General features: G+C 55.9%; 8 protein-coding genes and 1 pseudogene. 6 read left to right on the top strand and 3 right to left on the bottom strand.

All coding sequences use genetic code 11. The annotated features are described in order from the left end of the window. The first annotated feature begins 197 nt into the window (after positions 1–197). Positions 198–1370: a LamG domain-containing protein gene (locus ACPOL_RS29305; protein ID WP_114210306.1), complete on the top strand. Its 1173-nt coding sequence runs from the start codon at positions 198–200 to the stop codon at positions 1368–1370. A gap of 737 nt (positions 1371–2107) precedes the next feature. Here ACPOL_RS29305 and ACPOL_RS29295 read toward each other — a convergent pair. Next, positions 2108–2784 (bottom strand): annotated as a pseudogene (locus ACPOL_RS29295) (IS6 family transposase); the annotation flags it as partial. Between the two features lie 371 nt (positions 2785–3155). Next, positions 3156–6131 carry a sensor histidine kinase gene (locus tag ACPOL_RS29290; RefSeq protein ID WP_114210304.1) on the bottom strand — a complete coding sequence of 992 codons (2976 nt, stop codon included), beginning with the start codon at positions 6129–6131 and terminating at the stop codon, positions 3156–3158. 395 nt (positions 6132–6526) lie between these two features. On the opposite strand from ACPOL_RS29290, the gene ACPOL_RS33290 reads away from it, so the two are divergent. The 4 genes from ACPOL_RS33290 (at position 6527) to ACPOL_RS29265 (ending at position 9981) form a co-directional block, all read left to right on the top strand. Further along, entirely contained in the window at positions 6527–7189 is a 663-nt protein-coding gene (locus tag ACPOL_RS33290; protein ID WP_150133175.1) for a glycoside hydrolase family protein, read from the top strand. A 99-nt stretch (positions 7190–7288) separates the two neighbouring features. Further along, entirely contained in the window at positions 7289–7921 is a 633-nt protein-coding gene (locus ACPOL_RS29275; RefSeq protein ID WP_236657109.1) for a response regulator transcription factor, read from the top strand. A gap of 300 nt (positions 7922–8221) precedes the next feature. Continuing rightward, positions 8222–8755 (top strand): helix-turn-helix domain-containing protein, encoded by a 534-nt coding sequence (locus ACPOL_RS29270; protein WP_114210301.1) that lies wholly within the window; start codon positions 8222–8224, stop codon positions 8753–8755. 98 nt (positions 8756–8853) lie between these two features. Further along, a complete protein-coding gene (locus ACPOL_RS29265; protein ID WP_161557638.1) occupies positions 8854–9981 on the top strand; it encodes a GlxA family transcriptional regulator in 1128 nt (375 codons plus the stop codon). A gap of 674 nt (positions 9982–10655) precedes the next feature. On the opposite strand, the gene ACPOL_RS29260 is transcribed toward ACPOL_RS29265, so the two are convergent. Further along, complete coding sequence (locus tag ACPOL_RS29260) at positions 10656–11669, bottom strand: IS110 family RNA-guided transposase (RefSeq protein WP_114210299.1); 1014 nt, start codon at positions 11667–11669, stop codon at positions 10656–10658. A 1870-nt stretch (positions 11670–13539) separates the two neighbouring features. On the opposite strand from ACPOL_RS29260, the gene ACPOL_RS29240 reads away from it, so the two are divergent. Beyond that, positions 13540–14559, top strand: a complete 1020-nt coding sequence (locus ACPOL_RS29240; protein ID WP_114210298.1) for a purine-nucleoside phosphorylase — start codon at positions 13540–13542, stop codon at positions 14557–14559. The last annotated feature ends 171 nt before the right edge of the window (positions 14560–14730 follow it).

Here is a 14730-nt window from a genome sequence, read left to right as displayed (position 1 = left end):
TTTACGATGCTTTCCTAGACGTGGTCGTCGCGCAGATGCATTCAAGAATACAGTTCATCAAGGATGTCCCAGCTCCGACAGGTGACTAGGGAAAATTGTCCGAATCTATCACGGAAATGTCTTCATTCCGCGGGCCATTTGCATTCACTGACCTGGCGTCTCTTATACCCTTGGAGCAGGAGTCACCCGTAGACACTATGTTTGCACCGTTGAAGTTCATTAGACACGCCGCCAGTGTGGTCACTTTGACCTCGGCCTGTTTCGCTTTGGCGCAGCGCGTCGATGTTCCGCTAAACCCGGGGAGTTGGATATCTCACGCCGAGTTTGCCAGTACTAAGCCGTCTAGTCCCTCGTTCGAGGTTCGAGAAGGCTTTCCGCAAGGTCTGGTGCAATTATCGGAGGGATCTATCCAACTCCAAAACTTCGATTTTGCGAGCGGCACAATCGATTTTGATATGAAGGTGACCGGAGATGGCCTTCCCGGTATTCGTTTCCGTATGCAAGGCGAACGGGGAGCGGAGAACTCCGAAGAGTTTTACCTACGCCCGTCGGTTGACTGCAGAGCTTCAGACGACTGCGTGCAGTACGCTCCCATCATTAATGGCTTCATGCTCTGGAATGTCTTCCCGGAGTATCAGACTCAAGCCCCGGTCTATGACGGCTGGAACCATTTCAAGCTCGTAATTTCGGGCCGACGAATGAATCTTTATGTCAATCACTTTCCGGAACCTGTATTGAAGGTAGGAAAGCTGGAGAGTAGTTCTTCTCACGGAACTATCGGTCTTGTGGGACCGGCACAGTTCGCAAACCTAACAATTCGCGCTGGCCAGGTTGACGGGCTCCTTTCATCGGTCGCGCGAGATCGTTCCGATAACGACCGAAGCATTGTTCATCACTGGGAACTTGGCTCTTCTACCCCTTTCCATCTGGGCAAACCTCCAGCTTTCTCGGATGTTCCCTCGCAGGCGTGGAAACCGGTCAGTTCGGAGAGGTTCGGGTTTGTAAATCTCAATCGTCTCTATTCTGCGCAAGAGGTTTCCCCAGAGCTGACATGGCTCCGCTTCTCTGTTTGGTCCGACAAGAGTCAGACCAAGACTATGTCGCTTGGATGGATCGGGCAGGCATGGATCTTCGTCAATGGCTCGTTCTTGACGACAAAAAAGAACTTCTATTACCCGGAGGCAGAGCGGCAACCACCAGACGGGCGCTACAGCTTAGAAAACGGCACCGTACAGCTCGTTCTTAAACCTGGTAGGAATATAGTCACCTTCGCCGTATACGATTCCATCAGGAACACTGGAGGGGATCGCACCAGGTACGGCTGGGGCGTCGGCGCTAGCTTCAGGGACACCGCAGGATTACGGTTCTAATCTGTCCGCTATAAACATTGTTTTGACGATTGGCCACTGTTTCCCGAGATCGAACACGCGCGGCGAGGAGTGTGGCCGTTCGTCAACATCGGTCAGTAGCTATATGAATGAGGCATGCGAGAAGGGGTATCGCTGTCGCCAAGAGCGGCATATGTCGCGCCATGTGACGCATACTAACCCGCCTAACCAGACCGCTGAAACAGAATTGTGGAGAATGATCATATGTTTCAGCTCCTCATACTCGGAGCATTCTTGGTATCCAATTTGACGGTCGTCAACGTGCAGCCAGAATGTCAGGTTCACATTCTGCAGCCGCTAAAAGACGATCTGGGAAACCATTGGCAAAGTGGGAAGACTCTTTCGGTGACGATTGAGCGAGACAATGCGACCGGAGGAGCATTTTGCGCACACGGGGGTTCATGTTTTCCTCGTCGGATTGACGGTAGGGACGCGGTCAAGCTCTTAAATTGTCACATTGGGCCCGCAATAGGTGGTGGAGATCACCGTTTGGTGCAAAATAACGGCTCGTTCAAGAAGTAACGCCAAGATGCATGTCGATCCGCATGGACATGTATATCTTTAGGTATTCCACGAAAATGCACTCTTGGTCTGCCCGATCTTTGTACCGTGGAGTGTTAGTGTAGCGCAGCTTCTTTTCGATCAATTAGCCGCCGTCGGGCTCTGTTGAACCTTTAGGGTTGGATGAAGGGCGTCCGAGACGTTGCCTGCCCTGAATTTCAAGCAGTCTGTAGTTTGAGGCCTTCACCGATGAGAGCGACTGCCTCGGCGAGCGCACTGGCACCGATCCCGAAGGCCCGTTCTACGTGCGCGCCTCGCTGCGGACGTCTTGTGTGAGGTTGAAGATCGCCGCTTGACCCTTGCGTAATGCACGCATCACCTCAAACCGTCGGATCGTCGCGTAAGCTGTCTTCAGCGTTCTGAAGCCCCTCACTGAACGGATCAGTTGCTTCAGCTTGCCATGATCGGCTTCGACGACATTGTTCAGAAACGTTGCTTGTCGATGCACCGTTTTCTCAGGACATTTGCTCTCGGCTTTAAGTTATGAGATCGCGATACTGTAGGTCGGCGCTTTGTCCGTATTGATGATCCCCGGCCTCCCCCCATTCTTCAAACCGTTCAGCGCCTTGCCAAGGAAGCGATTCGCCGCTTTGGTGTTGCGTGTCGGTGAGAGATGGAAATCGATTGTGTTTCCATGCTTGTCGACAACTCGGTACAGATACGTCCACTGACCGCGAACCTTGATATAGGTTTCGTCAACCCGCCAACTCGTCGTTTGCGGGCGGCGCCACTGCCAGCGCAGCCGCTTTTCGATCTCCGGCGCGTACCTCTGAACCCAACGATAGATCGTGGAGTGATCAACGGGCACGCCACGCTCACCCATCATTTGCTCCAGAGTTGTCGAGTGGCAATGATTATCGAGCATTCCCAGTACCGATGGCTACCTAATCACCTAATCAGGCATCAAAAGGCGCTTGCAAGCTTGCTCGCTTCTCCGCTATTCAGTAGCGACGTACCTAAAGCTCACCCCCGAAGGCTGCGCAGGAAGAGTCAGGATGAAAAAACAGTCAAACGGCGGACCTGAAACCTGATGTTGCAAATGGCCTTCCAAGGCCGAGAAACTTATCAGGACAGGGACGCGGCGTATCTCATCATGGCCGGGAGATATTCTCCACCAGAAGGCCGGATACATTGACGCAGACTTTCTCATCCCTCAGCTTTTCCCTTGCAGTCAGACGGCGGACCATACATTTGCAACAGAGCCGTTTACCGGTAGGCGTCGCGTGCTTTGAGGGTGACCCGCACCAGCGTACCCTCGCCTGGTGCGGTGCGCACCTCTAGGGTGCCGGGTAGTTTGGCGACACGCTCCTGCATGCCGGGCAGCCCCCAGCGGGTCTGGTTATTAGAAAATGCCGCGGGGGGCGTGAAGCCGACGCCATCATCTTCACAGTCCAGGGTGAAGTCGGAGAATGCAAAACGGAGCCGAACGGTGATGCGTGAGGCTTGCGCGTGCCGGACGGCGTTGACGATTGCCTCACGCGCAATAAGAAAGAGCTCGGCAGCTACGGAGTCTCGGAGATTGTTATTGCTCATCGGGTCGCCGATGACATCCAGATGCAGCAGCCGGCCGCTGCCCAGGTCTTCTGCAACGTTTGTTAAGAGACGGCTGAGCTCATCGCCGGTGATGGCCTGGCCACGGAGACCCTTTACGCGGTCGCGGCCCTCCACGATCAGCTTTTCCGCGCTGGTCAGGGCGCGTTCCAGGGCCCGACGGGATGGATGGCGGTCAGGAACACCTTCAATGGCAACGTGAAAGGAAAAGAGCAAGCCCTGTATGCCCTGCAGGAGAGTGTCGTGGAGGTCGCGTGCGATGGTGATGCGCTCGTCGGCGCGCTCTTCCGCGTTTCTGCGGATCCTGTCAGCCGCCATGCGCAGACGTTGGCGGATTGCGAGGGTAAAGAGAGCAATAAGAAGCAGCGTGACCAGGGCGATGAACCAGCCCCGTTCATAATAGTGGGGCTGAACCGTGAACGTATCGAAAGAGACTGGCCGTGTCCAGTTTCCGAAAGCATTGCGGGCCTTGAGGGAGAAGGTGTAGCGGCCAGCGCGGAGGTGCGTGTAGACGGCCTCAGTTCTTTGACCTACCAATTGCCAGTCGTTGTCGTAGCCGTCCAAGCGGTAGGCGTAGGAGAGGCCGGAAGGATCGGAAAAGTCTACGCCGACGTAGTGGACGCTGAAGACGTTGACGCCGGGTGCCAGGGAGCGGTTCTGCGGAAAGGGAGAGCCGTCAACAAGAGCGTCTTTGATCGTGACGGTAGGCAGTTCAAAGGGCCGAATGTCTTGTGAGACAAGCGACACAATGCCATTGGGTGTGTCGAACCAGATGCGTCCATTCGCGTCCTTGTGAACGGTCTCGCTGAAGAGGTTCATCTGGGTAGGGCCGGTGTAGTCGCCTTCTGCGATATTGTTCGTAAGCAGCCGATGGGTGGGATCGCTGAGCGCCTGTTGGAACTCTTCTGCACGAATGCGCACCACGCCCTTGATGCAGTTCAGCCAAAGATCGCCATCGTCTGCTTCCACCAGGCCAGTGACCATGGTTGCGTCGTTTGGGTCGGCAAAGCGCAGCTGATGGAAGGACCCGTTTGTCCGGACAGCGATGTTGCTGACCCCATACGCGAGTAGCCCAAGTCTTGTTTCCGTGAAGCCCAGGATAGCGTTCGAGCCTACGGAGCCCAGGGAGCGGACCCGAGCCGCGCCCGGGTCAAGGACGCCAACAGCGCCGGCGCGATCGCCGAAATAGGTCTCGCCGCTGCGCGCGGTGTATATGCCGCTAAGCTCTGCACCCTGCCAGCCGGGATTGAGCTGCTGCCATCGGTAATGCTGGTATCGGAGCAGGTAGCGCCCGAGGGCCGCGCCGGCGACGACGGCCAGCACGGACCCATCCGCGGTGCGGCCGGAGCCGGTAAAGATGTAGTGATTGCCCAGGCCCGGCTTGTCGGGGAAGGGAGGGGGGAGCATGGTGACGTGATCGTCCTCCAGCATGGCTAGTCCGGTGGACTTGCGAAGCTGATTTCCGAAGGGTGAACAGTCCAGATCCTCAACCTGTGTTTCCTTCTTTTCGATCAGGCCATCGCTATGCCGCAGCAAGAGGTTGCTGTGCGCGTCGATGATCCACTGACCGCCGTTTTTTCCGGGGCAAAACTCCCAACTGCCCGGAGTTGCGTGGGGAAACAGCGGGATGAGCGTGGAGGTTTTAAAGCGCTCCAGGCCCCCCATGCCGCCAACCCAGATGGACCCGTCGCTCGATTGCAGCAACGCGTTCGCAGTGTAGAGACCGACAGCCGTACGCAAAGGGACCATCTCCTCAGGACGCTCCGGAAATGACTGGAAGGCTGGGGTGGGCAGATGCATGAGCTCAAAGCCTGATGTGAGAAGCCAAAGCGAACCATCCCGGGTTACCAAGGGTGCCGAAAGCGGCTCTCGGACGGAAGGGGTCGGGAGAACATGACCGGACGCATCCAGGTGCAGAAGGTGCTGGGCGGCGGTATCTTTGGGCGCGGGTCCGGAGCTTGCGATCCAGAGACTTCCGTCGGCACCGCCGGTGAATTTGCACGGACCGTAAACGAAGACGTCCAGCGCCTGGTAGGCAGCCTCCGGCGAGCGGCGGTAAACGCGATCATCTTCGACCGTCCAAAGAACGCCACTCGTATCCGCGAAGAGTTGCGTGACGTGTGCGCGGCCGTTGCCGGGGTCGGCTACCACGTGCCAGACGAGGTCCGGTCCGAGAAAGACCAGCAATCGCTCGTTGAGAACAGCCCAGATAGTGCCGTCAGGCGACTGTTGCGGATACTTAATTGATTCCAGATCCGCGCCTTCGACTCGACCCAAGTATTCGCCCTGCCGCCGATGAAGAAGAATCGGAGCGCCGTGCGCGAAGATGAGAAGCATATCACCCTGCTGGGTGGACAGTAGATCTAGGAGTGAAGAGCCGAGGACGACACCTGGAACGGTGACGTGCTCGAAGGATGATCCGTCGAAGTGGAACAGGCCCTGGAAGGTCGCGAGATAGAGCAGCCCGTCGTGCCCTAGAGCGAGAGCGCGGACGCCAAGGGGAGCCCCATCGTGGCCAGCCCAGGTGTCGTGCTGCATCTGGCCGAGCGGTTGCATCTGCGCAACGGCAACGGACCTGAAGCAGAGAAACACGGAAAGCAGAAGGACAATGCGTCGGTAAAAGGTGTTCATCGCGTTCCGTGAGAGAGCTGGCAGCGAGAGCCGTCACCCCAAGGGCAACCTGCTGAGGTTATTGTAAGGCGGATACGACCATTGGCGGCCCAAACTGCGGGGTGGCAGGATGTAGCGCACAATTGTCTGCATTTGCTCCACCTTGGAGGCGTAGTTTGCCATCAAATTGATTGATAGTGGTCTGAGAGGATGGAAGGTAGCGCTCCTATTTTAAAGTGGGTAGCAAGTGTACTGTCCATGGCGGAATACTATGTGCTATCCGGTGCGCCGCCGCCCCAGGCAGCGAACGGGCGTTGTGACGTAACGGAGCAACGTGCTGCTGCGTGACGACTAGCCATGGGTTCCGCATGCGTTATACCAGATCGCATCTTAGGTGGCACCCGGCAATCTTGCCCGTGCCGACTAGCATACGGCTGGCAGGGGTGAGCACTGCGCAGGATGGAATTGTGGCGGAGTTGATGAACTCGGCGACGCAACTGAACAACAGCGCACCGGTCCACTTGCTGGTGCCGGAGAACACAGATTCCTCAGGCGATAAGAGCTTCAACTCCGAGTTGTTTGCCTGTGCGAGCTCAAGCAGCCAGTTCAAGCTGATTGAGACAGGAAACATGTCGGCGTTTTCCGGAAGATACACAATGGCGTACTCCACCGGACCTTTTGAGACGCCCTGCTACAAGGTGGGAATTGCCTGGGCTGACACGCTGCTTGGGCCGTACAAGAAGATCCTGCAGCAGGACACCGGCAATGTCCCGTGCAATCCAGCGGCACAGGCTGAGGTGGTGTATCTGCTTCAGTCCTCCCGACCTGGGTGGCCCAACTATGTGAACGCTATGGTCCAGGCACCGGGAGTGCCTTCGCTGGTGCAGTATCCGGCGGGCACCTGGTACCTGTACTTCGCGGGGTATGATCCCTCCGTGACAGCGAGTGGTGGCATGTTCAATCCGGCCGTACGCCAGCCGTATGCGATGCGGCTGACCTTCGCCATACCCCTCAACACGACCGTCTCGGCCACGGCGAACACGTCTCTGGCGACATGGATCACGGCGGCCACCAACTAGCCCGGCTTTTGTTTTCTGGACCCGGGCGATCGCCGTGATTGTGTGCGCGCCTGTACCTGTCCGGGCACGCGTAAACTGTCTCTGCAAAGGAGTTGCACAGTGTCTTCTGGCCCGGCGAAGATTCGCGTTCTGCTTGTGGATGATCATCCCGTAGTACGAGAGGGTGTGCGTTCCATGATCGTCGGCCAGCCGGATATGGACGTTGTTGGGGAGGCGGAGAGTGGCCATGAGACGCTTGCCTCCTACGAAAAGCTTCGCCCGGATGTGGTCCTGCTCGACCTGCGGCTGCCGGACATGGATGGCATCCGGGTGATTGAGGAACTGCGTCGGCAAGACGGCATCGCGCGGGTGATTGTGCTAACGACGTACTCCGGCGATGTGCAAGCCCGGCGGGCGTTGAAGGCAGGAGCGGTGGGTTACTTGTTGAAGGCCTCGGCACGGCGAGAATTGCGTGAGGCGATTCGCACGGTGTTTGCCGGCGGAGTGTGCGTGCAGGCAGAGGTGGCGCTGGAACTCGCTCAGCACACCGGCGGCGTACAGCTTACTCCGCGTGAACTGGAGGTCTTGCACCTAGTTGCCCTCGGCTACTCCAACAAGCTGGTCGCGGACCATCTCAACATCGGCGCGGACACCGTCAAAGCACACATGACGAGTATCTTGGCCAAGCTGAAGGCGAACGACCGTACTCACGCCGTGACGATCGCGCTGCAACGAGGCTTCCTCGACCTTTAGAGTGCCGCGGGTTGCACGTACCCCCCCTCCCCCGGATTGGGGGGGCGCCCCCCCCGCCCCTCATCAGGCAATATCTTTGGGCGGTTCAAACTGTCATGATCGGTTCGTGAGTCGTTTCGTTTTACGCAGCCACTGCCATTCTGTTATGCAAGGGACAACTTCAACATTCAAACGTCCGTGATTCGACTCGTCACGCATGCAGTTAAATCCCCTCGCCAGTAAGGGGGCGCATTGGAGAGGGCTGCGTCGATAGTCTTACAGTCGAAACCTTGCTGAACCGCTAGACGCAACCCAGGAGGTATGATGCCGCTCAACGTGACTTTGCTTGCGCTACCGTCAGCCAGTCTTATGAACATTTTTGGGCCCGCGGAGGTGGCGAAGCACATGGTGCTCTTCCTCCGCCGGTCGGGTGCTCAACCGCAATTGAGTACCACGCTTTTAGCGCAAACATCAGCTGCTCGGTCGATTAGTAATCTTCTGTTTTGGATTGCGGACAATCTCGACCACGACCTCTCCGTTAGCGAACTCGCAAAACGGGTGGCCATGAGCCCGAGGAATTTCGTGCGACACTTTACCCGCACCGTCGGCAAGACTCCTGGACGCCACGTGACTGAGCTGCGACTCGAGGCTGCGTGTCAACATCTTGCGAGCCCGAGCCTGAGCCTGTTTGAAGTTGCAAAAGCTAGCGGCTTTGGCAGCGTCGAAGCTTTCCGACGCCCATTCACAAAGACCTTTGGCATTCCTCCAGGGAAGTACAGAATTCAATCGAAGGAAAGGGGCTGTACTGAAGGTCCTCCTGCTACCAGCAATGGATATCGACTCGGATGGACTTGATGATCACAGGCAGAAGGGGTTCCTATGACGGGCCAAGGACACGAGCAAAGCCGCCGCAAAGTTCGGATCCCGCTGGGCTCAAACGAAAACCTATACGCGTGATTTTTCTGGCGCTACCATCAAGCAGCCCAATCAATGTGTTCGGTCCTGCTGAGGTCTTCGAAGTTGTAAATGCGGATCTGTCCGAGCTACTTTACGATGTGCGGATCATTTCTCTGGAGCCTCGAGGAATTGCACCCAAAACTTACGAACAGTTCGTGGATGAATTCGAGTTGCCTGAGCTTGTTCCGAATGCCGACACTATTCTTTTTGCCGGGGGACATTCAGGGCCCATGGCTTTTCCTGAACATAGGATGAAGGAGTTAGTGGAGTGGGCACGGCTGCATTGCGCCGCAGCCCGACGAGTCGCCGGTGTAGGTTCGGGTAGCCTGCTCCTAGCGGAAGCAGGACTACTTCGACAGAAGAAAGCGACAACTCATTGGACGTACCTGGAGCACATGGCGACAAGGTATCCTGAGGTTCAAGTCCTTTCTGATCGCATCTATGTAAAGGATGGCTTCTGCTATACGGCAGCCGGTGGCACTTCTGCGATCGATCTTGCTCTTGCGCTGGTGGAAGAGGACCTAGGAACCAACGCTGCCGCGGAAGCTGCGAAACATTTGCTATTGTTTCTCCGCCGATCAAGTACCCAACCACAATTGAGTACGACATTGCTGGCACAGAAATCCTCCGTCGGTTCGATCGGCAACCTCCTCGTCTGGATGGCGGACAATCTTGACAAAGACTTATCGGTGTCCAGTCTCGCTCGACGAATGGCGATGAGTCCAAGAAATTTCGCTCGGTACTTCGTCCGCGAGGTAGGTAGGACCCCGGCGCGCCATGTAAGCGAGTTACGTTTAGAGGCTGCGCGCCGGAACCTAGCCGATGAAAATCTCAGCTTGGGAGATGTCGCTAGGGTTAGTGGCTTTGGTAGTGTGGAAGTCTTCCGGCGACTCTTTACAAAGAGCTTTGGGGCCTCGCCCGGAAGATATCGTCTTCACCTGCAGGTCGGCACTTCTCTCCCCATCACCCAGGGGGACGACGAACCGCTGAACTCTGAGCGGACCGATGTCTTGAGTCTGCCGGCCTATACAGCTCAGCTCAATACGTCTGGAAGCAACGAGCGGACGATGAACAGTGAAAGTCAGACCCCGAGATCGAAGTCTGTACCTGACGATGGAGAGTAATTGCATGCTTGGATCAGGAGATGGTGGGCATCTTCCAACTGAGATAAAAGACCGATTTTCAGGGCTAAACGTACTAGTCAACAACGCGGGAATTCATGTTGCAGCAAGTCACCCGCGAAAGCACTAACATCGTTTCCGTACGTATGGGCGGCGAGATTACCTCCATTCGTGATCAAATTTCCGGAATGAAATCCTTGGTAACCCACGCTGGCGACAAAGTTATTCGTCAGCGAATGCTCGAGCGTTAAGGTGTATTCAAGTTGTGGGGCATACTGAGGTTGGGGTCAATCCCAATCGTAGTAAACCCTCCTCCTACACGGCCGCTTTTCCCATCCAACGGAGCGCCCTCAAATGTATGGTCCGCCGCAGGACTGCAAGGGGAAGTTCGGTCGAGAAGACAAGTCTGCGCAAATGTATTCGTCAATAAGGGCGAAGGTGTAGTCAAGGGCAGAGTTCTCCTTACCGTTGCGATGAGCAACGCTCGAGACCAAGGAGTTTAGGAACCAGGGCACGAGCGGGTTCTCATCGAATCAACTACGGAGGAGTATTCTCCACCAACCATCAATACGGTCACAACTGCGACCATGATCCTTCTATGCGGACACCCGGCCTGTGCTGGGTGCGAGAGCGCCTACTCAGCCTGTCGGTCTGGCTTGCGCTGACCAGAATACATTTCAGGCTGCTCTCGATGAGAGAACCTGCGGATACGGCTTTTGAGTCCGCAGGATCCAGTACATCCGAATCGCCAGCTTGCGTGCGGCAGCTACCTTGGCGACGATGAAGTGCTTTTGATGACAGCGGTGGGAGTACTCCTTGCGGAAGTCGGGATCGAAGCGAACGGCGATGTTGGCTGCCTCGACCAGAAGAAACCGCATGAGCCGGCTGCCCTGTTTCGTGATGCCGCCCATCTTCTGCTTGCCACCAGACGAGTGCTCTCGAGGGATCAGGCCCAGATAGCTGGCAACCTGCTTGCCTCGCGGGAACCGGCGGACGTCACCGATGGTCAAGACGAATGCCAGGGCAGTGATCGGAACAACGCCTGGCTGGCTCAACAGAAGCTGCACGTCAGGATACGGCAGAGCGACCTGCTTGACGGCCTCATCGAGCTGTTCGAGTTGAGCATCGAGGATGCCGAGCAGATGAAGCAGATCGCGCCTTCGACGATCTGCCCAGGGATCGAGCGATAAGGCTTGCAGCGCAGCTCGGCCTTCTGTGCTCCAGAGCTTCTGCTTCTTCTGCATGCCTTGGTTGAGCATGAGATGTTGCAGCTCGTTCTTCAATCGTGTCCGTATCTGAACCAGCTTATGGCGGTGAACCAGCGACTGACGGTGATCCCGCATCTCCGACCCGCGAACCCAGATACGAGGGAACCGCCCCTCGATCAGGAGCTTCAGAATGTGTCCGGCATCTCGCCGATCCGTCTTCTGCTTCCGTACATAGCTGGCACGAATCTGGGCCGCATCTCCGACCCACACCTCATGGCCAAGTCTCTGCAATAACTGAACAAACCACTGATCGTCGCCGACCGTTTCAATGGCCACAAGCGCAGGCGATGCCAGTGCTCGATAGAATCGCTCCGCTTCACCTGACGCGTGCATCAGCTTATGCTCCGTCGTCGTACCACACTCAGTATCGAGCATGGCAATCTGCTGAAAGCTTAGATGGAACTCACAACCTATGAAGATCATCGGGGCTCCTTTCTTCCCGCCGACCCTGGTTCCTAAACCAACCAGAGTCTAGAGGAAAGTGCTGAATCGTCGCCCTTATCTAATCAGTCTTTGATGGAGAAGAATCCTCCTGACCATGATGAGTTGCAATCTCTTCCCTATTCTCATCGTCCAGTTTCGACACGCAGACCTTTGATCTCCGTTCGATTAAGAAGACCTGTATCCACATCGCTCACCCGCACGGTGAACGCCTAGTTCCAGATGACACATACAACATGTTCTATAGTGACGACCTCGAACTTGCTCGCCTTGGCACACTTCGCAATGAGGTTAAGGCCGTTCGCCAAGCGGCTCTATTGCAAAAACTCTAGAAACGCTCATCTGCATACTAGCCGTGGGCTCCTTGCCCGCGCCCCACCTTAACATCTTGGGGCATGAAAACGTCTTTGCAACAGAACCGTAGAGATCAGTAGCCAGGTTCAGACCGAGGGCAGAAACTTCATCAAGCTCATACGGCCAAGAATCTAACGATATCGGACAGACTCCGCGCATAGCGCAACCAGCTCAACCCCTTTGGGTTCCAATCTAGCGACGGGCTAATGTGCGAGCTTTCAGTCACCGTAAAAGGAACAAGAAAGGAATTTGTTATGAACTCAAGATTTATCATGCACGCAGCTTTTGTTTTGGTACTGCCGACTGCCTTCGCCATGGCACAAAGCACGCAGACGGAACGCCACTCGATTCAGGAGCGACAAGCCCGCCAGCAAGCCCGCATTAACCACGGTGTAGCCGACGGTCAGATTACTCCTGGAGGAGCCGCTAGGGCTGACCGCAATCAGGCTAAAATTGCAAATCAAGAGACACGGATGCGAAACAGAGATGGAGGCAATCTGACGGCCACCGATCGGCACAGGCTCGCCAATGAACAAAATCGTACCTCACGTGGAATTTACGACCGCAATCACAACGCTGCCACTGACCCCGCGCGTGACACCACAGCCCGTTTCCCCCTCTCGCCCCCGCTAGGCTCACAGCGCTGCCAATCTGGATGACGTCATTCAGGTTGGCAACACTCAAGCAGCGTTGGATGAACGTTGTCGTAGCGTCTCGAGTTACGTACTGCGTTTCGAAAATCGCATATGGAAGTCGGCGTCCGATCTTTCCGCATAATTTTCCAAGGGACCTGCCCGATGCGGTCTAAATGGCATCCTGACGCGGGCACGTCTGGGATCGGTCAATGCCGTGTCGCCAGGCGTAACCATGGTGGAGTGGGTCGAGGCCATGGTAAGCGGGATAACAACGCAACAAGGCCAAGGCTTTGAAGAGGCGGCCCTTGCGACAGTCCCTGAAAGGCACGCTATCCAAGCTCAATCGAACAACGCATTCTTAGCGTCGATGAGATTGCCAACTTGGTTTTTTATGCATGCTCGATGCAGGCATCGGCAACCACCGGCTCCGCTCTTCGGGTTGAGGGCGGAATCGTCGAGTCAATTATCTAGGCGCACTCAACTCTGTATCCGGGTTGGTTCACTGTACTTCTGAAACAAACCATTGTCATAACGTCGTGAAGGAGAACAGTGCTTCCTTACATAGGCCAGGAACTGCTTGCAGTATTTCTCGAAACCTGCACACATTTTGAGCGCACCTTGAAGGGAGTGTGGCGCGAGCGGTTGATGAGCCTTCTCTCTCGGAGAGGCTTACGCCGCAGGTCGCGGTTAGTGACCGCCCTCCCGTCAAAGATGGGCAGGAGCAGACATGTACTACTCCGCCTTCACAGACCGGGTGACCGGCGATCATAGTAGCAGGAGTGAAGCAACACAAGGGCGCAAGCTGAGTGTTTTGACAGCAATGACTTGCCACAGACATAAACAGGAGGGGGTCGTTCTTGAGAATGTACCAATGGATTGTCACCAGCATAATTGTCTTGCTAAGCTCAAACAGCTTCGCTGAGCCGAAATCCAAAATCACCGTCAAAGTTATGATCGTCTCGATGTTTGGTCCGGAAGGAGAGGTGTGGCGCTCGCACCGGGTGCTAGATAGGCTTACGGTGGTGCCTGGTCTCCTGCCCGCCGACTCAGCTGTACACTGCGGCCGTGATGGGGTGTGTCAGGTCACCACTGGGATGGGTTACGCCAATGCCGCCGCGTCGATTAGTGCCCTTATTTACTCACGGCAATTTGATCTTCAGAAGACTTATTGGCTTATTGCTGGCGTCGCTGGAATAAACCCAGCTCGTGGTACCCTCGGCACTGCCGCCTGGGCACACTACTTGGTAGACTTCGGTCTTCAATGGGAACTGGACAAACGAGATGCTCCAGCTGCCTGGCCAAGTGGATATCTTGGCATCAACACAATGAGCCCAGCTGAGAAGCCTCAGCTAATTTATGGGACAGAGGTGTTTAAACTCAATGACGAGCTGGTGAATCGCGCTTTTTCCCTCTCTGAAAGTGTGAAGCTTACCGACAGCCCTAGCGCTCAGAAAGCACGAGCTGTTTACGGTTATGCTCCTGCTAATGCGGCACCTGCCGTTGTCCAGTGCGATACGCTTTCAAGTGATACCTGGTTTTCTGGAACCCATCTGACTGAACGCGCTGATGTATGGGCATCGGAGTTAACGGACCACCATGCCGTCGCCTGCACCAGTCAGCAAGAGGATAACGCAACCTTTGCGGTTCTGATGCGCGCTGCTGGAGAACACTTGGTGGACACAAACCGTGTGGCTGTGCTCCGCACAGGTTCAGATTTCGATCGAGCTCCTCCCGGCGGAAGTGATGCGAGTACTCTCCTCAATTACCAATCGGCTGGAGGCTTCGAACCCGCAGTCATGAATCTTTACCTCGCAGGCAACACGTTGGTGCAGGAAATTGCGAGACATTGGTCAGCTTGGCGGCGTGGAGTTCCGCCGCGATAGGACCTCGCTTGATGTTTCCTAGAAACGATTTCTGAGAATCACCTGCTGCGAACGAAGGTAATGTGCAGCGAATGTAACTGAAAATCGGACATGACGGAATCAATCTGCCATTCCACGTCTACCACGTAAAGCGGAGAAACGCATGACCCGGTTCTCTCTGTGTCTACTCAT

The sequence above is a fragment of the Acidisarcina polymorpha genome, from assembly GCF_003330725.1.
Taxonomy (GTDB): domain Bacteria; phylum Acidobacteriota; class Terriglobia; order Terriglobales; family Acidobacteriaceae; genus Acidisarcina; species Acidisarcina polymorpha.
The sequence above is the reverse complement of the archived record's forward strand: the minus strand, read 5'-3'. Positions and strand labels throughout refer to the sequence as shown.